This is a genomic window from Limnospira fusiformis SAG 85.79 (assembly GCF_012516315.1).
Classification (GTDB): Bacteria; Cyanobacteriota; Cyanobacteriia; order Cyanobacteriales; family Microcoleaceae; genus Limnospira; species Limnospira fusiformis.
The window spans coordinates 3,923,061-3,946,590 of sequence record NZ_CP051185.1 but is presented as its reverse complement, the minus strand read 5'-3'; the positions used below and the strand labels follow the sequence as shown (position 1 = coordinate 3,946,590).

The window sequence follows — 23,530 nt, the reverse complement described above, 5'->3', positions numbered from 1 at the left end:
CAGTTATTACTCAGTTAAGTTTCCGGCTACCTTCAGATTAATGAGTTTATCATATTCTGGAGGTAGCAAATTCATGTGATTTAATTAGGGGAAAAATTATGGCTGTGGATTATGATATTATCGTCATTGGTGGGGGTTCCGGGGGTTTGGTTGTGGCTAGTGCTGCCGCACAATTAAAGGCTAAGGTCGCCCTAGTGGAACGCGATCGCTTAGGGGGTGATTGTCTCTGGTTTGGTTGTGTTCCTAGCAAGTCTTTGATTCATGCTTCTCGCCGGGCTTATCAAGTCAAAAATGCCGCTAAATTTGGCATACATACAACCTCGCCAACCATTAATTTTGCCGAAGCGATCGCTCATGTTCAACAAGTAATTAAAAATATAGAACCCCATGACTCCCCACAACGTTTTCAAGGATTAGGGGTTGAGGTAATTTTTGGGGATGGTCAATTTATTGATGCCAAAACTTTTGCAGTCAATGGGAAAAAATTAACAGCTAGAGCGTTTGTTATTGCTACCGGTTCCCGTGCCGCTATTCCCAATATACCAGGTTTAACAGAGGCTGGTTTTCTCACTAATGAACAGGTATTTTCCTTGGAAAAATGCCCGAAATCTCTCGCTATCATTGGGGCGGGTCCTATTGGTTGTGAGTTAGGACAGGCTGTTTCTCGGTTGGGTTCGGAGGTGACAATTATTTCCAGTCGCGATCATATTTTACCGAAAGAAGAACCGGAAGCGGCTAGGGTAGTTGAACAGCAATTTCAGGCTGAAGGAATCCGCATTTTGCCGAAATCACGGGCGGAAACTGTGGAAATTGCCCAGGGTAAAAAACTGATTAAAGCCGGGAATAATACGGTTATTGTTGATGAAATTTTGCTGGCTTCAGGGCGATCGCCTAATGTGGAATCCCTCAATTTAGAGGCGGCGGGAGTAGCCGTAGAACCTGGGGGAATTAAGGTCAATGAAAAGCTACAAACTACCAATTCCCGAATTTATGCCTGTGGGGATGTAATTGGGGGTTATCAGTTTACCCATGTGGCGGGTTATGAAGCCGTTGTGGTGTTGACTAATGCCCTGTTTTTCCCAGTAAGTAAGGTAAATTATCGCGTAATTCCTTGGGCGACATTTACTGACCCAGAATTGGCGCGGGTGGGGTTGACAGAAGCACAGGCGAAGGCTGCTTATGGGGATGATGTTTATATTCTTAAACAACAGTTTTCTGATGTGGATCGCGCCCAAGCTGAGGGAGAAACGGGGGGTTTTGGGAAAATTATTGTGCGCGGAAATGGGGATATTCTTGGGGCTCATATTGTTGGACCAGTGGCGGGGGAATTAATCCATGAGGTAGTTTTGGCAATGGCTAATAATTTGAAGGTTTCGGCGTTAACAGGTATTCACGTTTACCCGACTCTTTCGGAGGTAAATAGCAAGGCTGCTTTATTATTGAAAAAGCGGAAATTTGCTGAAAGTAAATGGCAGCAAAGTTTATTAAACAGGTTTTTTGACTGGCGGCGATCGCTACATTAACAGACCTTCTCTGGGATTTCTGGCAGATATTAGGATACTAACAGTTTCAGATTGGGAATGAGAATAGCCAGCAGAAAAATGGCTAACTGCATGGTGACAATACTGGGACCGGAGGGCAAGTTTAATAAGGCTGATAATATCATACCTAAAACCGCACTAAATCCACCTAAAGCCGATGATACGATAATGTAACCGATAAAATTGCGGGTTAGTAACCTAGCCGCACAGGCGGGAATTACCACAAAAGCACTAATTAGCAATACACCGATCGCCCTGATAGATATTCCCACCAGTAGGGATAATAAGACTATAAAGACAGTGCGATGGGGTGTGACAGCCACGCCGCGTGCAATGGCTAAGGGTTCATTTAAGGTTAGTAACATCTGCGATCGCAAAGTGAGGGCAATAAATGCAATGCAGATTAATAGTAACAAACCAGACAAGATTAAATCCGATTCGCGAATCCCCAAAATATCGCCAAATAAAATATTACTAATTCCCCCTCGGTAATCGTCTCTAAAACTCAGGATAATAATACCAATAGCCAGAGATGAAGAGTAAATTATATTTAATAAAGCATCAGTCCAGAGTTGGGTACGTTCCATAAAATAGGTAACACCGAGGGCAAATAATACGGCAAAAGGTAGAATCACCCAAGACGGATCAATCCTTAATAACAGGCTAATACTAATGCCTAATAATGCGGAATGTCCGAGGGCATCACTAAAAAAAGACAGTTGCCTTAAAATGGTGAAACTGCCTAACATTCCCCCCATCAACCCAGTCAGAATCCCACCCATGATGGCTCGCTGCATAAAAGGCAGTTGAAAAAGCTCAATCATACGCATTAAGTCGGCTGGAATATTCAAGGGTTAATCTCCTTATAATTAGATCAGATTTCCATGTTACCGGGTAATAATTAACCCGTGATTTGATTGTTTATATGATGATTATTGGTATGGATTAATCGTAATTGAGAACCATAAGCGATCGCTATATTTTCGGGAGAAAGGATAGTTTCCGGGGGTCCTTCTGACAATACCATGCGATTTAAACACAGTACGCGATCGCAGTGTTTTTTCACCTGATCTAGGTCGTGGGAAATCTGCAAAATTGCCCAACCTTCTTCTTTTTTGAGTTGATATAATAATTGGTAAAAATCCAACTCTCCCTGAACATCTAAGCCAGCCAAAGCCTCATCAAGTATCAATAAGCGACGGGGACGCACCACACAATAAGCTAATAAAACTCGCTTCATTTCACCACCGGAAAGACCACCAATCAAGTGATGACGTAGGTTCCAAGCCTCCACCTTGATTAATGCTTGTCTAATAGCATGATAACGGCTTCTGGAACCCACCCAAGGCAGTTGTAAACCTAATTTATCCCATCCCAAACCGACTAATTCCTGAACAGTGATAGGAATGCGGCGATCGAACATAAAATTTTGAGGTAAATAGGCAATTTCCCGGCGGACATAATTAGGCAAATATCCTGAGCGACTCAAAGGCTGTCCTAGGATAAATACATCACCATTTTGGCGGGGTAAAATGCCTAAAATCGACTGAATTAATGTACTTTTCCCAGCCCCATTGGGTCCAATAATTGCCATGTCGGTTCCTTCTTCTAAGCTAAAAGAAACCTGGTCAACAGCCAAATATGTCTCATGATAAACAGTTAGTTTATCTACTATTAACACGGGATTTTTCAATTTTCATCTCCTTGAAGTTAGCAGCAGATGAATTACCGGGCTAAATAACCCGGCAATTCCGAAGGTTTAACCTAGAAGCGTAAGCCAACTGGTTGGGGAATAACCGCCACAGATTTAGGGGTTGATAAAGGTAGCCATGACTGTGTTTGTCCGCCGCCAAAAGCCTCTAATAAATTTTGAACATTTTCCCGCATGACACGCAGATAATATTCAGGTTCGATCGCTTCAGGTTCGCCAGTTTCGATAGGGTTAAAGACACCGACACGAATTCCCATATCTCGGGCGATCGTAGAAAACATATCCTGATCTACTTGGGGTTCAGTCAGGATAGTTTGTAGTCCTGATTCGGCAACTGTATTCATAACTCTTTGTACATCTTGGGGGGATGGATTTTGTTCCGGGATACCCACAAAAGATTGAGATATGAGGTTATACCTTTCGGCAAAGTAGGGGGCAAAATCATGGAAGACTACAAAAGTTTGTCCAGCAAAAGGCGCTAGTTTTTGGGTAATCTCAGCATCAAGTTCTCGCAGTTTTTCGATGAATGCAGCCGCATTGGCTGTGTATTTTTCGGCCCCTTCTGGATCAGTGGCTATTAACCCATCTCGAATATTTTCGACTTGCTGAATTGCGCGTTTAGGATCTAGCCAAATATGGGGGTTAAATTCTCCATGATGGTGGTGATGATGTCCGTGACCGTGATCATGACCGTGACCGTGACCGTGATCATGACCGTGACCGTGACCGTGACCGTGACCGTGACCGTGATCATGTCCGTGACCGTGACCATGACCGTGATCATGATCATGATCTTCATTAGCAACGGTAGGGATGCCTTGACTAGAGTCAATAATTACTAGGTTATCATTGCGGGCATTCTCAATCAAACTATCTAGGAAAAACTCCATTTCCAAGCCGTTTTTCACCAAGACATCAGCGTTGACGATCGCCTGTATATCTCCTGGTCTAGACTGAAAATCATGGGGTCCCACATTGGTCGGCATTAATTGCACTACTGTGGCGCGATCGCCTACCACAGCTCTGGTAAACTGTGTCATGGGTAAGAATGTGGTCACCACCTGCAACTGTGCTTCTGTGGCTACAGTTGTAGCTTGAGTCTCTGGTGTTTCTGTCTCGCCAGTGGTATCTGTCGGACCACAACCTCCTAAACCTAGGGCGACTGTTGAAGCCACCAATACTGTTAAACGTCCGAATAATCGAGATCTGGAAATCATCAAAACCTCCTGCTAACTGGTGATCATGCTTTTCACGTAAAACTCCTGGGAGGGTTGGAAGCTCCGTGATTGATCACGGAGAGGAAAACCTACTCAAGCGGCTGACCGCCGCCAGCACCCCCTTGCGGGGTGGAGGGGTATGGTTGCCCCTCCATGGAGCTATGGTTGGCTCCGACTCCCTTGCGGGGTAATGTTTGCTTCGCCAATGTTCAGAGTCGGTACTATCCAAATCGCACGTCCTTAACCCCTTAGAGATGTTTAACGATTCGGTTCTAGGGCCTGGAACTAGCACGCATTCCAGGGTAGGAACTTTAACTCTTGCTCTGAACGGAGCCAGTTAAGGCTTAAGCTGGTCAGCTACCTGAAAGGGGGGCACGAAGCCCCCGTGCTTCAGTCGGGGGTGCTGACTCCACGGGAATAATCGCTTCTGATATGGGTGAGTTGGCTGCCCTGGGTGAGAATGATTATCATTGTAGACAATTTTAGCACCAAGTGACGGCGACAAGACTTAAAAAATGATTAAAAATCTCAGGCTGGGGTCTGGGGGACGATTAAGCTGCGGTAGATCAACAGAAATAATTAATTTGGTGTGGAATGCTATATAATGTGTAAACTGTGGTATAATGCCATAAGAAGTTTAACCGAAAACTTGGGGCTATAATTATGGCTGCTGCCATCACTTTTGCACTGGGAAATTTAGCTGATCATGCCGTTTATGTGGGGTTTATGGGGAAAGATGCCATAGACATCTATACCTTTAATCATCCGGTGAAGGGACGGTTAAATTGTTCTGTGGAGGGCTTTAGTGCTGGGGTGGAATTGCGACTAAAAACGGCTAGGGGTCGCCTGGTAAGTCGCCAATTAGTGCAGCCGAATGAAGGGTCGGCGATCGCCTTTAATTTACCGGCTGGTGTTTATGTGCTAGAAATAGCCGCCGCCGATGGAAATACTACCTATCAATTAACTCTACAACAGGAACGCGACCTGGCAGCGACGGAAACAATTATTATTAACCCTTCAAGGCTGCGACCCGGCGATAGACCGCTAAAACCAAGTCGCCAATCCCCCAAAACGGCTATTTTGGCGAGTTTAGGGATGAGGATAAAAGGGAGAATTTGGCAGTTATTCAATGCCCAAAATATGACCAACTTGGGGAATTTTAGAAGATGTATATTTAGGAGCGATCGCTTATTGGCTTTAGCCAGAGGTCATCCCAATTTACCTATCAAGTGTCGGGAATATATACCGACTGGTTAAATCCCCGGAATGTTCACTGCTAAGACTTGATAAATATTCGTGAAAACTGACCAGGTTAATCCCACAGCGATCGCTCCTTTTGTGAGATGTGCTTTAGGGTGTATCAATAGGGAATATCCCCATGTGCATTTCTATGGTTTATCAGAGGAGACTGATTTAGTTCCTCATCGTCAACTCAACCCAGCCTTTTATGGTTGTTTGGACTGGCATTCTGCAGTTCATAATCATTGGCTGTTGGTGCGGGTGATGCGTTGTTTTCCGAGAGTGGAATTTAGGGAAGAAGCCAGGGAAAAAGTCAGCGAAAACTTGACCCCAGAAGCGATCGCTCAAGAAGCCGACTATCTGAAAGATAGACCAGAGTTTGAGTGTCCCTATGGTTTGGCGTGGTTATTACAATTAACCGCCGAATTGCGAGGATGGAATGATAGCCAGGGAAAACAGTGGGGGGAAATACTGCAACCCTTAGAAGAAGTAGCAGTTAATAACCTGCGACAATGGCTGTTAGATTTAGCCTTTCCTAACCGCAGTGGGACCCATATTCAAACCGCCTTTGCTATGGGTTTAATCTGGGATTGGGCTAAAATTACGGATAATCAGGATCTGGCTGGTTTACTGAAAGAACGAGCTAAGATGTTTTATCATGGCGATCGCAACTATCCCTTAGACATTGAACCTCTCGGCTGTGATTTCCTGTCTCCGACCCTAGCGGAAGCCGATTTAATGAGGCGTTTTTTAGATGCTGAAAACTTCGCCAATTGGCTGGGGGAATTTCTCCCAAACATCCCAGAAACCCCGGAAATAGACTGGTTATCTCCAGTAATTCCCAGCAACCCCACCGACTATCAACAATCCCATTTTGATGGTCTCAACCTAAGTCGCGCTTGGATGTTAGAGGGAATTATCGCGGGACTTCCCCCCGATGATCGACGCATTAACAGTTTACAAGCGGTGGCGGCGGTACATCGTCGAGTAGGGTTAAAACCGGTTTCTCTGTGTGATTACGCCGGAAGTCATTGGTTGGGGAGTTTTGCGGTTTATTTATTAACCCAAAGGGGGTTAAGATAAATTTAGGCTGTGGGGGGGTTGTCGCTATTGCGAATAACCTGGGCGGCGAGGTAAATTTTTGACCATTCACTGTATATCCGGGAAACTTTGGTTTTGAGGGTTTTGGCGATCGCATCAATAGAATTATTAGCTTTGAGGAGATCAATAAGGCGACGTTGAGTAGGGGTCAAATCCTGATAAAACTTTTCCCACTGAGAGGGAGTCAGACCGAGGCGATGGTTAGCCAGGGAAATTCCCAGCCAGTCCATAACCAATTCTGGGGCGATTTTGACAGCAAAGTTGCGGATCGCATGATAACCGACCTTTTCCCGCATTCGATATACCTGTTTGATGGGTAGCTGCAACTTTTCGGCGATCGCCTCTTGAGTGTAGCCCCGCAGGTATAATTCTAGCCATTGAGCGGCGATCGGATCGACATTTTCCCGGAGATAGGTTTGAAACTCTTTTTGGATGAATACCCGCTGGGCTTTTTGTTCCTCCAAATACTGAGACTCCTGATATTGAGCGATCGCCGAATCATCCAATAGGCTGATCGGTTCATCGTGATCTCCCAACACAATTTCCTCAGAGACTTGTTTAACCCACTCTCCTGTCGGAACCTGAGTCAGTCCCCCCCGGTGAGACCGATAAAGATAGTTAACAAACCGATAAACCAGTAGGGGTTGATTGCGAATGGGACGCAGACAATATTCCTCAACTGTGGTCAATAACAAACTATTACGCAGTCGCGGATCGTCTGTACATTCAGCGATCCACTGAATTTGCTGTTTAAGATAGCGATCGCGATCCAACATATTTTGGATGATCTCTTGTAGGACATCCACCACCTGACGTTGGCGATCGCGACTGGTAGCGACCCAAGTTTGAATTTTCTGACGCAGGATCACCAAACCCCCCAAACGTTGCATCAAATTCCGATAGGCTTGATCTGAGGAAACCCCCCAATAACGTTCTTTCAGAATCCGATAACGAAAATTTAACCCAGCTTCCAAGGCAGGACGGCGATCGGGTTCTAAACTATCCCAGCGATCGGGATTTTCTCCCAACAGCCAAACCACCACACTAGACCAAGTATCAGGACTAGCTTGAGGATAATCATTCTGTAAGCGGGAAAGCCAATGCTTTTCCAAAGTTTGACAGTATCTCAACAACTTTCACCAAAGCCAACCAAACACCTATGCTACCATTAACAGATAATGAATACCATCTGATTCCAGGTTAGTGGAGTTTTTGTTGATTCATCAAATAGGGTATTAGCCGTGAATCTAGCTACTGTCAAAAGTTTGTTAAAAGAAACCATCACCGAATGGCAAAAAGACAAAGTTCCCATTCTCGCCGCCGCCTTAGCCTATTATATGGTATTTTCCCTAGCCCCTTTGTTAATGATTGTCATTGCTGTAGCTGGTTCCATTGTCGGGGAAGCCGTAGCCCAAAAAGAAGTTATTGAGCAACTAGAAACTTTGATGGGTGAACAAGGAGCCTCAGTCATTGCCAATGCTATCCAATCTCAATTTCAGCCTAGTTCTAGCATAATCACCACCATCATTGGTGTAGTGACTCTCCTATTTGCGGCTACCACAATATTTGCTCAATTAAAAGAATCCCTCAATATAATTTGGCACGTTGAAGTCAGACCCGGGCAAGGAATCTGGGAATTTATCCGCAGCCGAATCCTCTCAGTCATCATGGTGTTAATTGTCGGGTTATTGCTGCTAATGTCCCTAGGAATTAGCTCATTTTTGGCGGGAATGAGTGACTGGTTAGATAAGGTAGTATCCATTCCCAGCCTATTGCGATCGCTCATAGATAATGGCGTTTCTTTTATTTTAATCACCATCTTATTTGGTCAAATATATCGAATTTTACCAGATGTCAAAATTGCCTGGTCAGACGTAGCCGTTGGTTCAGGTATTACCGCGATTTTATTTATTATCGGTCGCACCTTAATTAGTTTCTATTTAGGACGTGCTACTGTAGCTTCTGCTTACGGTGCCGCCAGTTCCTTCGTCGTCCTTCTGCTGTGGATCTTCTATTCTTGTCAAATCTTTCTATTAGGGGCAGAACTCACTAAAATATGGTCAAGGCGATATGGTTCCCAAATTCGCCCTAGTTCCAACGCCGTTATGACTAAAAATTACCGTCCCTAGCAGTCCCCAAAAGCCATCAAACCGCCGTGTTTTCCCCTTTCCCCAGCACTCTCCCAGAGTCAGAGGGGGGGAATGTACCATAATTAAATGTCAAAACAGCCATTTTCCTCTACAATAGGTAAATGCAAATGCTAAGGATGTAAACTCCATGCCTCCCCGTTGGCCCCGTGAACCCGATCGCCAAGATCCCGACTACCGTCGTTTAGACGATCGCATGAATTTCGCCGTCCATGTAGCCATTTTCGCCGCCTGCAACTCAGGACTGTGGTTTTTTCACAACCTATCTCAAGCCTCATGGTCTTGGGCGGTTTGGGTAACAGGCATTTGGGCATTAATATTATTAGCGCACATGGTCTATATTTTTGCCATTGCCGACTATACTTCCGCCCGCATTAACAATTAATAATTAATAATTAATAATTAATAATTAATTGTAGGTTGGGTGTAGGAGTAGGTTGGGTGTAGGAGTAGGTTGGGTGAAACCCAACAGAGTAGGTTGGGTGTAGGAGTAGGTTGGGTGAAACCCAACAGAGTAGGTTGGGTGAAACCCAACAGAGTAGGTTGGGTGAAACCCAACAGAGTAGGTTGGGTGAAACCCAACACTAGGCAAATCAGCTTTTTTTGCAAATCACCGGAGTTTTCTAAATGTCTAATTCTGGCAATACCCAAGCGATCGAAAAACTCGCCGCCGAAATTGGCGAAAACGTTTATATGGATATTACCAAATGGAATTTATACCTAGGTGATGCCAATTTACACACCCCAGTTGCGGAAAAACTCTATCCCATATTAGAAGAAGCCGCCGACTTAGAGGAAGAAACAGTCATTAACATTCTGAAAGATACCCCCGTGAAGTTGGGGGGTGGTAAAACAACCCTTTCCCTAGCGGATCTAATTCCCAGCCGGGTAATTACCGATTTAATGAAGCTGTTGGAAGAGTTCAAAAAAGATATGTAAATTGCGACTAGGTGCGTCAGTAGGTCAAACGCGCCTGGTCTGCTATATATAGGTTTGTCAGATGACTAAGACTAGAAATTGGCAATTATTATTAATTGGTCTGACTGCCTCAAGTTTAGGTATGATTGGGGTAGTTGTTCCCTGGTTAGGGGTAGCGATCGCCACAGAGGGAATTACCCTAATTAGTGCTAATACTGATGAACTAACAGCCACAGAAGTTAATGCGATCGCCGCCGAAATCACCGTCCGCATTGAAGGTCCCAAAGGTGGTTCTGGGGTAATTGTCGAAAAACAGGATCACACCTACTATGTGCTAACCAACTGGCACGTCGTCAACCGAATTGGGGACTATGAAATCATCACCGCAGACGGTCGTCGCCACTCAGTCTACTATAGCCTAATTCAACGGATACCCGGACTAGACTTAGCGATCGTCCCCTTCAGTAGTTCCCAACGCTATCAGATAGCAACCATGGCGAACCCTGAGAGCGTCAATGTAGGAGATACCGTCCATGTAGCAGGATGGCCGAGATCCGGTAGTAGTTTAGGACAAAGGCTTTTTTTCAGTAGCCAAGGACAAGTTACCCACCGCCAAAATCGCCAACAGGGTTACAGCCTAGTATATACCAATCTAGTCCGCAGTGGTATGAGTGGCGGTCCGGTTTTAGACTCTCGCGGTAATCTGATTGGCATTAATGGTATTGTTCAATTTGGGCTAAACCCGGATACCATTGCAGCCGCAGCTATTGAAATTAATCGATTTTGGCAGTGGCGGAAAACAGCAACATTGCCATCTATCCCCACACCGCCTCAGCCGGTCGCTAGAGAGGATATACCCACAGTAGTTAGTCCCCCCACTTTGCCGGTTACAGGGGGTGCGAATGGCGCACCAGGAGCCGCTGAGGGAGGATTTGCCATGGCATCCCGGTTTAAACAAACATCAGGACAAATAATGGCGATCGCCACTACAGACTCCCTGGGAATTAGTGGCAATAGCAATGGCACAGTTGACATCTGGAATTTAGCCACCGGGGGATTAAGACAGTCCTTTTCCGCCCATAATAGGGAAGCTACCAGGGTGTTAGTCACTCCTAATGGTCAGCAACTAATCACCGCCGGAGAAGATGGGATAATTAGAATTTGGGATCTGGCGGCGGGTTTACAAACAGGTAGCTTTTCTCCTGTACAAACCATAACCGGACATAATAGCGCCATATTAGCGATCGCCATTAGTTCCGACGGCAAAACCCTAGCCAGTGGAGGCTGGGACGGTAGCGTTAAATTATGGGATCTGGCAACTGGTTCCCTACAACAGACCCTAGAGGGACATTCCCAACTGGTGGGAGCGATCGCCATTAGTCCCGATGGTAAAACCTTAGCGACAGGTAGCCGCGATCGTACTATCCGGCTGTGGAACTTAGAAACAGGAGCGCTAAAGCGGACCCTAGAAGGTCACGAACTCTCAGTTTTATCTTTAGCGATCAGTCCCAATGGAGAAATCCTCGCCTCTGGTAGTGCTGATGGGACTATTACCATCTGGAAACTAGACAACGGACAACCGATCCGCCGTCTCAGCGGACATAGAGACGGGGTTTGGTCAGTGGCGATCGCTTCTAATAACCAAACTCTGGTGAGTGGGAGTTGGGATAAAACCGTGAAAGTCTGGAATCTCACCAGTGGCACCATAGAAGCCAACCTAGGAGGTCATACCGGTTATGTGACCGCTATTGCTATCAGCTCTGATCAAACCATGATTCTCAGTGGGGACTGGGATGGAGAAGTGAAAGTCTGGAAGCGTCCCTAATCCCCCACCTTGGGGGGACTTGTTGTTATAAAACCCTCAACAAACTAGGAAAGCGATCGACGATATCCATGTGTTTTAACTCCTCTAGGGCGGCACGGAAATTCCCCTCTCGCACATCATGGGTGACCACGACAATCTCAGCTTGTTTCCCGTGGGTGTCAATTTGCACAATTGATTCTATGCTGACTTCATGGTTGCCAAAACAGGTTCCCAATTTACCAATCACTCCTGGTAGGTCGCGGGTAATAAATCGGGCGTAGAATCGGGTGATTAATTCTTCTATGGGGGCGAGTTCACAATAATGTTGGTGGATACAAGTCTTCAGGGGATGGGCGGACTCGGCTACACCATGGGGGGTGTTAGTGGTGGTGATAATTCCGGCAATATTGAGAATGTCCGAAACTACGGCGCTGGCGGTAGGTCCCGCTCCCGCTCCCGGACCGAAAAACATCACTTGTCCGATAGGTTCCCCTTCGATGAAAATGGCATTATTAACGCCGTTAATACTGGCTAGGGGGTGGAGTTTCGGCACTAGGGTAGGATGCACCCGCACGGATATATTATCGGTATCAGATTCAAGGCTACGGGAGGCGATCGCTAATAGTTTAATGGTAAAACCTAGGCGATCGGCATAGTCAATATCCGTGGCACTAATTCCCCGAATTCCCTCACAATAGACTTGCTCAAGTTTAATCCTTTCCCCAAAAGCTAGGGATGCCAAAATCGCGATTTTATCTGCTGCATCCAAACCATCCACATCAGCCGTGGGGTCTGCTTCCGCATAACCCAATTCTTGCGCCTGTTGCAGAACTTCATCAAAGTTCGCCGCCTCTGCCTGCATCCGAGTTAGGATATAGTTAGTTGTACCGTTAACAATACCCATAACTGTATTAATCCGGTTAGCCCCCAGGCATTCCTTCATGGGTTGAATAACTGGTATCCCCCCACCTACAGCCGCTTCTAGGAGAACATAAACGCCTTTTTGGGTGGCGGCTGAGAAGATTTCCGCCCCATGACGGGAGATGAGGGCTTTATTGGCGGTGACAATATGTTTCCCATGGTCGATCGCCTTGAGGATTAGCGATCGCGCTGGTTCAACTCCCCCAATCAACTCTACCACAATATCTATTTCTGGATCGGTGACGATCGCTTCTAAATCTGTGGTTAATAGGTTTTCTGGTAATGCGATCGTCCGGGACTTGGAAAGCGATCGCACCCCTACCCTCACCAGTTCGATTTCTTTGAGCAGGGGATGGCGACCCTCACGATCTAATAAAATTGCAGCAGTTCCCTGACCAACGGTTCCCAATCCCAATAAACCAATTTTGAAAGCCACGATTTCAACCTATCCATCAACACTTCTATCAACCATTTTGACACAAAATAACACCGGAGCCTTTCCGCCGGGTTCTTTAGATGGCAGTCCCAAAGCCACGCGCCGGCTACGCCGCAGTCCGATCTAGTGAGGGCGATCGCCACCATTTTAAACTATAATAATCCACATCAACAACCTTTCACATATTGGCTACCTAATGGGAAATACCTGGGGGTAAAGAAACCCAGTTTCTCCCTGGGGGGGTCAAGAAACCTAGTCGTAGGTTGGGTAAAGCGAAGCGACACCCAACAAATTCAGGTATTGTGGGAGGTAAAGAAACCCGGTTTCTAGTCGTAGGTTGGGTAAAGCGAAGCGACACCCAACAAATCCGGGTATACAAATTAGGCGATCGCTCCCCATTTCTCAGGGTCGGTTTCTCCCTGGGGGGGTAAAGAAACCCGGTTTCTAGTCGTAGGTTGGGTAAAGCGAAGCGACACCCAACAAATCCGGGTATACAAATTAGGCGATCGCTCCCCGTTTCTCAAGTTCGGTTTCTCCCTGGGGGGGTAAAGAAACCTAGTCGTAGGTTGGGTAAAGCGAAGCGACACCCAACAAATCCGGGTATACAAATTAGGCGATCGCTCCCCATTTCTCAGGGTCGGTTTCTCCCTGGGGGGGTAAAGAAACCCGGTTTCTCAAAGAAACCGGGTTTCTAGTCGTAGGTTGGGTAAAGCGAAGCGACACCCAACAAATTCGGGTATACAAATTAGGCGATCGCTCCCCATTTCTCAAGGTCGTAGGTTGGGTAAAGCGAAGCGACACCCAACAAATCCGGGTATACAAATTAGGCGATCGCTCCCCATTTCTCAGGGTCGGTTTCTCCCTGGGGGGGTAAAGAAACCCGGTTTCTCAAAGAAACCGGGTTTCTAGTCGTAGGTTGGGTAAAGCGAAGCGACACCCAACAAATCCGGGTATACAAATTAGGCGATCGCTCCCCATTTCTCAGGGTCGGTTTCTCCCTGGGGGGGGTAAAGAAACCCGGTTTCTCAAAGAAACCGGGTTTCTAGTCGTAGGTTGGGTAAAGCGAAGCGACACCCAACAAATCCGGGTATACAAATTAGGCGATCGCTCCCCGTTTCTCAAGGTCGTAGGTTGGGTAAAGCGAAGCGACACCCAACAAATTCAGTCAAATGTTGGGTTACATTGCATTCGGTCCAACCAACTTATAGCTAAGGAGTGAGGAGTCGAAAGTGGTAGACTAGAGCCAGCGATGCAGGAAAATTGGCGGGGGTTGGGTTTATGAGTCCTTTACTACAACAACTATTGCAGCAAGTCGATCAACTAAGCCCGGAAGAGCGGTTAGAGTTGATTAGGCAGATTGCACAGGGGCTTAAAAAGTCCGAGGAGGTCGTCACAGCAAAGCCTCGATGGGCTGATTTAAAAGGGATGGCTCCTTATCCAATGATGGGAGAAGATGCTCAAGATTGGGTTTCACGCACCCGCAGAGAAGCAGATGAATCGTAGGTTGGGTAAAGCGAAGCGACACCCAACAAATCCGGGTATACAAATTAGGCGATCGCTCCCCATTTCTCAGGGTCGGTTTCTCCCTGGGGGGGGTAAAGAAACCCGGTTTCTCAAAGAAACCGGGTTTCTAGTCGTAGGTTGGGTAAAGCGAAGCGACACCCAACAAATTCGGGTATACAAATTAGGCGATCGCTCCCCATTTCTCAGGGTCGGTTTCTCCCTGGGGGGGGTAAAGAAACCCGGTTTCTCAAAGAAACCGGGTTTCTAGTCGTAGGTTGGGTAAAGCGAAGCGACACCCAACAAATTCGGGTATACAAATTAGGCGATCGCTCCCCATTTCTCAGGGTCGGTTTCTCCCTGGGGGGGTAAAGAAACCCGGTTTCTCAAAGAAACCGGGTTTCTAGTCGTAGGTTGGGTAAAGCGAAGCGACACCCAACAAATTCGGGTATACAAATTAGGCGATCGCTCCCCATTTCTCAAGGTCGTAGGTTGGGTAAAGCGAAGCGACACCCAACAAATTCAGGTAAGATGTTGGGTTACATTGCATTTCACCCAACCTACAAAAGCGAAATCAGAGGGGATTTTAGCTTTGTCGGCATTAATGTAAACTTTTTGGGCATCAGGATGGAGCAGAACTTCATACATCAGAACGAAGGTTTCTCCAATCCTTGTACTGGTTCTTAGGGGTTGCTTGATTTTGCTTAACTCGCTCTAGCAATCCAGGAATTTCTAAGAGTTCTTGGGTTGCACTCTCGCTTTCAGCATTAGCCAAATAAGCCGCAAAATCAGTCAGCACCCGTAAACGCTCCGGGGACAGTTGCTTGAGTAAATCATTAAGTTGACTCTGTAAATCCGTTACAGACATTGGCTCCGCTGATTCTGTATCCTGGATTGGGGAATTATCCATAGTACCCATTGCCGACTTCTGGCTTTTTAAGGTTCAGTCTCTATTTTAGGATAACTCAATACAGGGGAATATTGGGGGGTAAAGAAACCCGGTTTCTTTGAGAAACCGGGTTTCTAGTCGTAGGTTGGGTAAAGCGAAGCGACACCCAACAAATCCGGGTATACAAATTAGGCGATCGCTCCCCGTTTGTCAAGGTCGGTTTCTCCCTGGGGGGGTAAAGAAACCTAGTCGTAGGTTGGGTAAAGCGAAGCGACACCCAACAAATCCGGGTATACAAATTAGGCGATCGCTCCCCGTTTGTCAAGGTCGGTTTCTCCCTGGGGGGTAAAGAAACCCGGTTTCTCAAAGAAACCGGGTTTCTAGTCGTAGGTTGGGTAAAGCGAAGCGACACCCAACAAATTCGGGTATACAAATTAGGCGATCGCTCCCCATTTCTCAAGGTCGTAGGTTGGGTAAAGCGAAGCGACACCCAACAAATCCGGGTATACAAATTAGGCGATCGCTCCCCGTTTCTCAAGGTCGGTTTCTCCCTGGGGGGGTAAAGAAACCTAGTCGTAGGTTGGGTAAAGCGAAGCGACACCCAACAAATCCGGGTATACAAATTAGGCGATCGCTCCCCGTTTCTCAAGGTCGGTTTCTCCCTAGGGGGGTAAAGAAACCTAGTCGTAGGTTGGGTAAAGCGAAGCGACACCCAACAAATCCGGGTATACAAATTAGGCGATCGCTCCCCGTTTGTCAAGGTCGGTTTCTCCCTGGGGGGGTAAAGAAACCTAGTCGTAGGTTGGGTAAAGCGAAGCGACACCCAACAAATCCGGGTATACAAATTAGGCGATCGCTCCCCGTTTGTCAAGGTCGGTTTCTCCCTGGGGGGTAAAGAAACCCGGTTTCTCAAAGAAACCGGGTTTCTAGTCGTAGGTTGGGTAAAGCGAAGCGACACCCAACAAATCCGGGTATACAAATTAGGCGATCGCTCCCCGTTTCTCAAGTTCGGTTTCTCCCTGGGGGGGTAAAGAAACCTAGTCGTAGGTTGGGTAAAGCGAAGCGACACCCAACAAATCCGGGTATACAAATTAGACGATCGCACCTTGAGCGATCGCTTCTTTCATTGATGCTAAATAAACCGGTTTTCTGTCTGGGTAAGAGAGGCAGCCCGAGCCGGTGACGACATCAATTTTAGCCGCTTTGGGGGCGGGTTATAAATAGACTTTGCCAGAGGGGGGAAATGGCGATATTAATAATGCGATCGCCTGGTTTTCATGGCAGCCATTCCATAATTTATGGGGGAATAGTTGCCCTTCCCTCTGGGGTGATTCCCGTCAGTGCCATCAGGGGGTAATTCCATGGGTGGGATGCCATCTATTTTAACCGAAATGTAGCCCAATTGTGCAGGTAAAATCCCTAAAATCGCAGCAGGTCGGGGCAAAAAAAACCCAGTTTCTGGCAGGATAGCGATTCCTTCACAAAGATTTAAGAAATCAACCCGGTTTCTCAGGGTTGGTCAGGGGGTAAAATGGGGGTGACTTCTCCCGGTGCGCGGCTATGGATGAACAACGAGTGCAAGCCTATCTCTCCCTAATTCAAGAACTCCTCACCTGTCCCAGTGAGGCAAATGATATCCTCAACCGTCATCTGGAGTTGGTGGATGAGGGGTTTGTGCAGGTGTGTGAGCAGGTGGCGGCACAGTTGCAGGAAGCGGGACAAGAGGACGAGGCGGGGTTTCTGCGGAATGTGGCGCAACAGGTGGGGGCGTTTTTGGCGCAGCGGGGGACTGGTGGAAATCAGCAAGCGGCGTTACAGCAATTTTGGGGACAACTGCTGCAAGCAGAAATACAGGGCGATACAGTCGCCGTACATCAGGTGATGCGGCAAAATATGGAGTTGATTGTTCCCGCCTTGGGGGATGTTATTGCCCAGTCAATGCCGGGACTTCTCGCGCAGTACCCCGACCAAGCCGAAGGAGTAGCAGGCTTAGTCGAAAATACCTGCATCAGTATCAGCGATTTTCCCCATGGCAGATATGCAGAAGTGCAAGAGATTGCCATTCGCGGCTATGGGGTGGTGCTGGAACTGGGAGTCTATACCCCCGAAGGACGGGCGGGAATCCTGACTAACCTCGGAGTTGCCCGCAGCACCCAAGCCGAGATGGGCATCGACCCCACCGCCAATCTGGAAAGGGCAATTACTGCCTACGATGAAGCCTCCGGGATTCGGCAGGAGTTGGGGTTAGACAAAGACCTTTCCTCTACCCTGACTAACCTCGGAAATGCCCGCCGCACCCAAGCTGAGATGGGCATCGACCCCACGGCGAATCTGGAAAGGGCAATGACTGCCTACGATGAAGCGGCAGGGATTCGGCGCCGGTTGGGGTTAGACAAAGACCTCTCCGCAACCCTGAATAACCTCGGAAATGCCCGCCGCACCCAAGCTAATATGGGCATCGACCCCACCGCCAATCTGGAAAGGGCAATTACTGCCATAGATGAAGCCGCCGGGATTCTGCGCCGGTTGGGGTTAGACAAAGACCTCTCCGATACCCTGAATAACCTCGGAGTTGCCCGCCTCACCCAAGCTGAGATGGGCATCGACCCCACGGCGAATCTGGAAAGGGCAATTACTGCCTACGATGAAGCGGCAGGGATTATGCGCCGGTTGGGGTTAGACAAAGACCTCTCCGGAACCCTGACTAACCTCGGAATTGCCCGCCGCACCCAAGCTAATATGGGCATCGACCCCACGGCGAATCTGGAAAGGGCAATTACTGCCATAGATGAAGCGGCAGGGATTCGGCGCCGGTTGGGGTTAGACAAAGACCTCTCCTCTACCCTGACTAACCTCGGAGTTGCCCGCCGCACCCAAGCGGAGATGGGCATCGACCCCACGGCGAATCTGGAAAGGGCAATTACTGCCTACGATGAAGCGGCCGGGATTATGCGCCGGTTGGGGTTAGACAAAGACCTCTCCTCTACCCTGAATAACCTCGGAGTTGCCCGCCGCACCCAAGCGGAGATGGGCATCGACCCCACGGCGAATCTGGAAAGGGCAATGACTGCCTACGATGAAGCCGCCGGGATTCGGCGCCGGTTGGGGTTAGACAAAGACCTCTCCTCTACCCTGACTAACCTCGGAGCTGCCCGCAGCACCCAAGCTAATATGGGCATCGACCCCACGGCGAATCTGGAAAGGGCAATTACTGCCATAGATGAAGCGGCAGGGATTATGCGCCGGTTGGGGTTAGACAAAGACCTCTCCTCTACCCTGAATAACCTCGGTTCTGCCCGCCTCACCCAAGCTAATATGGGCATCGACCCCACCGCCAATCTGGAAAGGGCAATGACTGCCTACGATGAAGCCGCCGGGATTATGCGCCGGTTGGGGTTAGCCCGCGACTTAGCAACAACCCTGAATAACTTTGGTTTTGCCTACCAAGCGAAATCTCGCCTAGCTGGGAACAATCCCACCCAGACACAACAAGCCCTAGAAAATGCCTACCGTAGCTTCCAGGAAGCCCTAGACCAGGTGGAATATCTCCGGGGTGAAATTGGAGCCGATAGTGAGGGCTATAAACGCAACTTTAATGAACAATGGAACAAAGTTTATCGCGGCATGGTGGAAGTGTGCCTAGAATTGGGCAGATACCAGGATGCCATTGAATACGCAGACCGCAGTAAAGCCCGGAACTTGGTGGAACTCATCGCTACCCGTGACGCTTATCCGGGGGGCGTGATTCCCGAAAACATCCGCCAACAGTTGCAATCCCTCAAACTCGCCATTTACCAAGAAGAACGCCGCCTGCAAGAGGAGGACAACCCGGACACGACCCACCTCAACCAACTGCGGCAACAAAAGCAGCAACTCGAACCCTACAAACCCCTGCATTTTGAGGCGATGCAAGAGTTACTGGATGAAGAAACGGCCATTTTGGAATGGTACATTTTGCCCGATAAATTCCTCACCTTCACCCTCACCGCCCAAAGTCTCAACCTCTGGACATCTTCCGAGGAAGACCTACAGCAACTCATCGACTGGACAAATGCCTATCGTCGAGATTACTACACCAACAAAGACCAATGGCGCGAAACCATAGCCCAACGCCTGGAAGAACTCGCCCAAATCCTGCATCTGGATGAAATCCTGCAAAACCTGCGACAAAACTTCCCCAACTGCCAAAAACTAATCCTTATCCCCCACCGCTTCCTGCACCTGTTCCCCCTCCATGCCTTACCCGTTCATCTTCCCTCATTCCCCAACCCTCTTCTCCTAGATGGGGAGAAGGGTGCTAATTTCCCCTCTTCTCCCCTCTACCAAGTTGGGAGAGGGGCTGGGGGTGAGGGCAGTGAGGGCAAATTCCTCCAAGACCTCTTCCCCAAAGGTGTCACCTATGCCCCCAACTGCCAACTGCTGCAACAAGCCCAAAACCGCCCCCGCTTTAACTTTAAGCGCCTCTTTGCTATCCAAAACCCCACCGAAGACCTGGGTTGGGCTGATGTAGAAGTCGAAACCATCCGCACCCTCTTCCCCAACCCGGACATCCTGGAGACAGAAAAAGCCACTACCGCCAAACTCCTGGACAACCAACGCCAGGAACTCCTCCGCCAAACCCATCACCTGTACTTCTCCTGTCACGCTGCCTTTAACCCTAACTCCCCCCTGGACTCCGGCTTACTCCTGGCGGATGGAGTCCTCACCTTAGAAAACATCATCGCCAAGCTGAACCTGAGCAATTGCAGCCTGGTCACCCTCTCCGCCTGCGAAACGGGACAGGTCGCCGTTGACCGAACCGACGAATATATCAGCCTCTCCAGTGGCTTTATCCTGGCGGGTAGCCCTAGCGTCCTGGTTAGCCTCTGGTCGGTCAATCAGGTTTCTACCGCCCTGCTGCTGATTAGAACCTACGAATTGCTGCAACAACAACCGGGTCAACTCGCCCAATCCCTGCAAAAGGCTCAAAAGTGGCTGCGAGAAACCACCGTCAGCGGCTTTGAACAATGGCGGCAAGAATGCCCCCTATTTTCTGACGAGTGGCGCAAAATCTTACAACCCATTTTTGCACAGATGGGGCAGAATAAAGAGGAGGGGGTCAATCATCGCCCCTATCAATCCCCCTACCACTGGGCTGCATTCTGTATCGTTGGAGAAGGAGAACAAGTTATGGCTAGTGATGCCAAAAAAATCGCCGTGTTTACCGCCCTCCTGGAAGAAAATCCCGATAATTGGATTGCTAAACACGGGGAAAGTTTACTGGAATTACGGCAGCAACTGGGTGATGATGAGGAAAAAAATGCCGCCGCTATTGAAGGGTGGCTGCAACAGCATCAGAACTTATACGAACAATACACGGCTAAACTCGCCCCCCGTAAACGCAGTTTAAGCCTCAGTGGTGAAAAGGGCGTTTTTAAAACTAAACCCACTGGAAAGGATAACTCTTTAGCTGACCAAATTGAACAAGCGGTTAAAAACCCCACTAACCTAGGCAATTCCGAACCTTCTCCAGACCCAAACCGTGAAAAACCTCAGTCTTAGTCTCTTTGCTTTCCACCTGTGCCAATCCTTAGATGATGCACCGGATACCCACAGCCCCGATGCGGGTTTTTTGTGGGATGATTTGCGAGGATTTGCGGCAAAACTCGACTTTCCGGAACTCAAAAAGTTCACGGAACCGACGGACGCAAACCCAGAACATAACATCGATTTTGCAGGGATTCAAATCGCGGATATCTCCCTAGGGGGAAGCATCAGCACGTTTAAGATGAACGACACCTATTCGGCGGATTTAACCCTGTATTTCGCGGATGAAAAGGCTGATTTTTCCCCAGAAAATGTCGCGATATTTCAACCCCAAGCGTTAATCGATGTGAGGGCAAATCTGGGCAAGGTGCTATGGTTGAGTGGTGAAAGTGAGGATTTAAATCAACTGGAATTGAGCAGCGCCAAAGAGTGGGCAAAAAACTTGTGTCCACAGGCTGCATATATGACGGAAGATAGGCTGTTTAATTGCCCGTTGTTTATCTTCGCGGCTGAGTCGGTGACGATTTTAATTTCCCTGGCTAAACCGGGTGCGGTAGACTTAAAACGCGCCCAAGATAATTACCGTAATCTGCGGAATTTATTCTGGAATTATCAGAAAATTGTGGTGGTGGCGGGACTGGCGAAAGAGGGTTATCAAGGCGCTAGACACCTCTACAGTGAGCTGGAAGGCAAGGTAAAGGAGTTTAACCAGGTTTTCCGGTTGGAGACACCGGAGGAACGCCTAGAAAGGCTGGATGCACTGTTACAAAGCATTCCCCAAAAGCTACTGGACTATAACTGTAAATTGCGCGACCTCAAAGCACATTATACCACAACTGAGGCGAATTTGCAAAACTTCCAGAGGTCTCTGTCCCATATCCTGGCTGAAAAATCAGACGATCGCCTTTCCTACTGGTCAGATTTTGCCACAACAAAGGCTCCCCTGCGTCTCCAGCAAATCAAAACCTATATCGACTATCTCGAACCGGGTCAAGTGCTATTTAGCGATTTGATTAACAGCATTCGCGCGACGACTGAACTGGAACAAGCGAAAAGCGATCGCCAACGTCAACAAGCGGAAGCAGCCTACTACAAACAACAACAAGACGCTAACCAGGACTTACAAGACCATATCCAAGCCGTGGGTGTGGGAATTGCGGCGGGTGCGATCGTCGCTTCAACTTCCGGGTTAATCACCCAACCTTGGCGGTTGCCTAGTCGCGATCGCTTTTGGCTTTGGCCGCATCCGTTTATTATAGCATTTTTTGGGAGCATATTGTTTTCATGGGGTATGTGGTCGGTGGCAGAGAGATGGATTAAAAAGGGACGACCAAAGGATAAGTGAACGGGGTTTCTCCGTGGGGGGGTGAAGAAACCCGGTTTCTTTGAGAAACCGGGTTTCTAGTCGTAGGTTGGGTAAAGGGAAGCACCAGCCAACCCACAAAGTTTATAATCCGAAGGAGTTGGATGTTAGGAAAGAATTATGAGCATTTACTTGGGGATTGACATTGGTGCTAGTACCGTTAAACTGGGATTATTTGAGCCAGAAAAAGGGGTCATCGGAGAAAGGTTAGATCGTCCCAGCAGCGCCTCTGAGGGTCCCGACGCTACCGTAAATGTGATTCAAACCGCCACCCATGAGCTACTCGCAGCCAATGATCTACAATTCCAGGATTTAAAGGCGATCGGTGCTTGTTGTCCGGCTCCCATTGATGCCTCGGGAATGTGTGTTTATCCTACCAATATTGATCGCTCTTGGCAAGGGGTGAATATTGCCCAAAAACTCTCCGAGACTCTCCAGTTACCCGCTCTCCTCCTCAATGATGGAGACGCGGGCGCTTACCGGGAATACAGCATCCGCGAGGCTCAAAATCAGGCTTCTTCTGTCATGGCTCAGTTTATTACCGGAACAGGATTAGGCGGCGCTTTGATTGTCAACGGGAAAATCTGGTCGGCTCCGGCAGTTTCGGCAGAATTCGGTCATATTTGTATTGATAGCTCGGAAAATGCGGACCTGTGCGGATGTGGTGCGAGGGGATGTGCAGAAACCAGAGCCTCTTTATTGGGTCTGAGAAATATGGTTAAACACCGACAGGCTAAGGGGAATGTACCGGAAGCGTTACAAGGAGATCCCATGGAGGTGGCGAAAAACCTGCGTCGCTTGGGTCAAATGGATGAGCCTCTGTCGGATGTTGTGGCTATTTGGCAAGAGTATTTTACCAGCCTCGGTATAGCGGCTCGTAATGTGGTCAATACCATAGGCTGTGACCTGATTGTGATTTCTGGGGGAGCGCAAGAAAAGGAAAAAACGGCATCGGAGGGAGCATATCAACGATTCAAACAAAATGCGATCGCCTGGGTTCGTCAGGAAATTGACCATAGTTTCCCCCATCTCACCCAGACCAGGGTGGAATGGTCTATTGATACGCTCCCAGATAGTGCTGCTTACGGTGCGGCTCAATATGCGAGTGTAACCGCGAACTCGTAGACACCCAACAAATTCAGGTATTGGGGGGGGTGAAGAAACCCGGTTTCTCAAAGAAACCGGGTTTCTAGTCGTGATTTCACCCCACCTACAAA

At 48.2% G+C, this 23,530-nt stretch carries 27 protein-coding genes; 16 read left to right on the top strand and 11 right to left on the bottom strand.

The genetic code is table 11. The features are described from left to right. Positions 1-98 precede the first annotated feature (98 nt). Complete coding sequence (locus HFV01_RS18515) at positions 99-1,523, top strand: dihydrolipoyl dehydrogenase family protein (protein WP_046320450.1); 1,425 nt, start codon at positions 99-101, stop codon at positions 1,521-1,523. Positions 1,524-1,552: 29 nt separating this feature from the next. Here the strand turns inward: HFV01_RS18515 and HFV01_RS18510 are convergent, their stop codons facing one another. From HFV01_RS18510 to HFV01_RS18500, 3 genes are all read right to left on the bottom strand, one after another. Continuing rightward, positions 1,553-2,392, bottom strand: coding sequence for a metal ABC transporter permease (locus HFV01_RS18510; RefSeq protein ID WP_193520275.1), 840 nt, complete (start codon positions 2,390-2,392; stop codon positions 1,553-1,555). Between the two features lie 50 nt (positions 2,393-2,442). After that, positions 2,443-3,234, bottom strand: a complete 792-nt coding sequence (locus HFV01_RS18505) for a metal ABC transporter ATP-binding protein (RefSeq protein ID WP_193520274.1) — start codon at positions 3,232-3,234, stop codon at positions 2,443-2,445. A gap of 71 nt (positions 3,235-3,305) precedes the next feature. Further along, on the bottom strand, positions 3,306-4,469 hold the full coding sequence (locus HFV01_RS18500) for a metal ABC transporter solute-binding protein, Zn/Mn family (protein WP_193520273.1): 1,164 nt from the start codon (positions 4,467-4,469) through the stop codon (positions 3,306-3,308). 663 nt (positions 4,470-5,132) lie between these two features. On the opposite strand from HFV01_RS18500, the gene HFV01_RS18495 reads away from it, so the two are divergent. Both HFV01_RS18495 and HFV01_RS18490 read left to right on the top strand, forming a co-directional pair. Beyond that, positions 5,133-5,726 (top strand): T9SS type A sorting domain-containing protein, encoded by a 594-nt coding sequence (locus HFV01_RS18495; protein ID WP_193520272.1) that lies wholly within the window; start codon positions 5,133-5,135, stop codon positions 5,724-5,726. Positions 5,727-5,765: 39 nt separating this feature from the next. Next, entirely contained in the window at positions 5,766-6,791 is a 1,026-nt protein-coding gene (locus HFV01_RS18490) for a DUF2891 domain-containing protein (RefSeq protein ID WP_193520271.1), read from the top strand. A gap of 2 nt (positions 6,792-6,793) precedes the next feature. On the opposite strand, the gene HFV01_RS18485 is transcribed toward HFV01_RS18490, so the two are convergent. Continuing rightward, the gene (locus HFV01_RS18485; RefSeq protein ID WP_006620678.1) at positions 6,794-7,942 is read right to left on the bottom strand and encodes a HetZ-related protein 2; all 1,149 of its coding nucleotides are present in this window, start codon (positions 7,940-7,942) and stop codon (positions 6,794-6,796) included. Between the two features lie 108 nt (positions 7,943-8,050). Between HFV01_RS18485 and HFV01_RS18480 the strand changes: the two genes are divergently transcribed. The 4 genes from HFV01_RS18480 to HFV01_RS18465 all read left to right on the top strand — a co-directional run bounded on the left by HFV01_RS18480 (position 8,051) and on the right by HFV01_RS18465 (position 11,699). Continuing rightward, positions 8,051-8,938 carry a YihY/virulence factor BrkB family protein gene (locus HFV01_RS18480; RefSeq protein WP_006620677.1) on the top strand — a complete coding sequence of 296 codons (888 nt, stop codon included), beginning with the start codon at positions 8,051-8,053 and terminating at the stop codon, positions 8,936-8,938. A 148-nt stretch (positions 8,939-9,086) separates the two neighbouring features. Next, entirely contained in the window at positions 9,087-9,341 is a 255-nt protein-coding gene (locus tag HFV01_RS18475) for a 2TM domain-containing protein (protein ID WP_006620676.1), read from the top strand. A 242-nt stretch (positions 9,342-9,583) separates the two neighbouring features. Next, positions 9,584-9,895 (top strand): DUF3181 family protein, encoded by a 312-nt coding sequence (locus HFV01_RS18470; protein ID WP_006620674.1) that lies wholly within the window; start codon positions 9,584-9,586, stop codon positions 9,893-9,895. Between the two features lie 61 nt (positions 9,896-9,956). After that, positions 9,957-11,699 carry a trypsin-like peptidase domain-containing protein gene (locus tag HFV01_RS18465; protein WP_008049426.1) on the top strand — a complete coding sequence of 581 codons (1,743 nt, stop codon included), beginning with the start codon at positions 9,957-9,959 and terminating at the stop codon, positions 11,697-11,699. A 25-nt stretch (positions 11,700-11,724) separates the two neighbouring features. Here HFV01_RS18465 and HFV01_RS18460 read toward each other — a convergent pair whose 3' ends face one another. Then, positions 11,725-13,035 carry a homoserine dehydrogenase gene (locus tag HFV01_RS18460; protein WP_193520270.1) on the bottom strand — a complete coding sequence of 437 codons (1,311 nt, stop codon included), beginning with the start codon at positions 13,033-13,035 and terminating at the stop codon, positions 11,725-11,727. Between HFV01_RS18460 and HFV01_RS18455 the strand changes: the two genes are divergently transcribed. Next, positions 13,025-13,162 (top strand): hypothetical protein, encoded by a 138-nt coding sequence (locus HFV01_RS18455; RefSeq protein ID WP_193520269.1) that lies wholly within the window; start codon positions 13,025-13,027, stop codon positions 13,160-13,162. The genes HFV01_RS18460 and HFV01_RS18455 overlap by 11 nt on opposite strands. Before the next feature lie 253 nt (positions 13,163-13,415). Here the strand turns inward: HFV01_RS18455 and HFV01_RS30945 are convergent, their stop codons facing one another. Together HFV01_RS30945 and HFV01_RS18445 are read right to left on the bottom strand one after the other, a co-directional pair. Next, a complete protein-coding gene (locus tag HFV01_RS30945; protein ID WP_187758056.1) occupies positions 13,416-13,559 on the bottom strand; it encodes a hypothetical protein in 144 nt (47 codons plus the stop codon). Between the two features lie 85 nt (positions 13,560-13,644). Further along, positions 13,645-13,836, bottom strand: coding sequence for a hypothetical protein (locus HFV01_RS18445; RefSeq protein WP_187758383.1), 192 nt, complete (start codon positions 13,834-13,836; stop codon positions 13,645-13,647). 115 nt (positions 13,837-13,951) lie between these two features. Here HFV01_RS18445 and HFV01_RS18440 point away from each other — a divergent pair, with 115 nt between their 5' ends. From HFV01_RS18440 to HFV01_RS18430, 3 genes are read left to right on the top strand one after another with little or no spacing between them, the layout of a single operon-like run. Next, positions 13,952-14,254 carry a hypothetical protein gene (locus HFV01_RS18440; protein WP_193520268.1) on the top strand — a complete coding sequence of 101 codons (303 nt, stop codon included), beginning with the start codon at positions 13,952-13,954 and terminating at the stop codon, positions 14,252-14,254. A 59-nt stretch (positions 14,255-14,313) separates the two neighbouring features. Next, a complete protein-coding gene (locus HFV01_RS18435; RefSeq protein WP_108614985.1) occupies positions 14,314-14,538 on the top strand; it encodes a hypothetical protein in 225 nt (74 codons plus the stop codon). After that, entirely contained in the window at positions 14,528-14,806 is a 279-nt protein-coding gene (locus HFV01_RS18430) for a hypothetical protein (protein WP_193520267.1), read from the top strand. Before HFV01_RS18435 ends, HFV01_RS18430 begins: the two co-directional genes overlap by 11 nt. Positions 14,807-14,856: 50 nt before the next feature. Here HFV01_RS18430 and HFV01_RS18425 read toward each other — a convergent pair whose 3' ends face one another. The 3 genes from HFV01_RS18425 to HFV01_RS18420 are packed head-to-tail and all read right to left on the bottom strand — an operon-like array spanning position 14,857 to position 15,445. Next, on the bottom strand, positions 14,857-15,048 hold the full coding sequence (locus tag HFV01_RS18425; RefSeq protein ID WP_187758383.1) for a hypothetical protein: 192 nt from the start codon (positions 15,046-15,048) through the stop codon (positions 14,857-14,859). A 9-nt stretch (positions 15,049-15,057) separates the two neighbouring features. Then, positions 15,058-15,183, bottom strand: coding sequence for a hypothetical protein (locus tag HFV01_RS30940; RefSeq protein WP_315642572.1), 126 nt, complete (start codon positions 15,181-15,183; stop codon positions 15,058-15,060). Continuing rightward, complete coding sequence (locus HFV01_RS18420; protein ID WP_233498007.1) at positions 15,176-15,445, bottom strand: hypothetical protein; 270 nt, start codon at positions 15,443-15,445, stop codon at positions 15,176-15,178. Before HFV01_RS18420 ends, HFV01_RS30940 begins: the two co-directional genes overlap by 8 nt. 124 nt (positions 15,446-15,569) lie before the next feature. On the opposite strand from HFV01_RS18420, the gene HFV01_RS18415 reads away from it, so the two are divergent. Beyond that, a complete protein-coding gene (locus HFV01_RS18415; RefSeq protein ID WP_193520266.1) occupies positions 15,570-15,773 on the top strand; it encodes a hypothetical protein in 204 nt (67 codons plus the stop codon). A 42-nt stretch (positions 15,774-15,815) separates the two neighbouring features. Beyond that, on the top strand, positions 15,816-16,319 hold the full coding sequence (locus HFV01_RS18410) for a hypothetical protein (protein WP_193520265.1): 504 nt from the start codon (positions 15,816-15,818) through the stop codon (positions 16,317-16,319). Between the two features lie 357 nt (positions 16,320-16,676). Here the strand turns inward: HFV01_RS18410 and HFV01_RS18405 are convergent, their stop codons facing one another. Then, positions 16,677-16,868: a hypothetical protein gene (locus tag HFV01_RS18405; RefSeq protein ID WP_187758384.1), complete on the bottom strand. Its 192-nt coding sequence runs from the start codon at positions 16,866-16,868 to the stop codon at positions 16,677-16,679. A 116-nt stretch (positions 16,869-16,984) separates the two neighbouring features. Here HFV01_RS18405 and HFV01_RS18400 point away from each other — a divergent pair, with 116 nt between their 5' ends. The 3 genes from HFV01_RS18400 (at position 16,985) to HFV01_RS18390 (ending at position 23,438) form a co-directional block, all read left to right on the top strand. Continuing rightward, positions 16,985-20,965, top strand: a complete 3,981-nt coding sequence (locus HFV01_RS18400; RefSeq protein WP_193520264.1) for a CHAT domain-containing protein — start codon at positions 16,985-16,987, stop codon at positions 20,963-20,965. Then, positions 20,946-22,295, top strand: a complete 1,350-nt coding sequence (locus tag HFV01_RS18395; protein WP_193520263.1) for a hypothetical protein — start codon at positions 20,946-20,948, stop codon at positions 22,293-22,295. Before HFV01_RS18400 ends, HFV01_RS18395 begins: the two co-directional genes overlap by 20 nt. A 138-nt stretch (positions 22,296-22,433) precedes the next feature. Next, the gene (locus HFV01_RS18390; RefSeq protein WP_008049451.1) at positions 22,434-23,438 is read left to right on the top strand and encodes an ROK family protein; all 1,005 of its coding nucleotides are present in this window, start codon (positions 22,434-22,436) and stop codon (positions 23,436-23,438) included. The last annotated feature ends 92 nt before the right edge of the window (positions 23,439-23,530 follow it).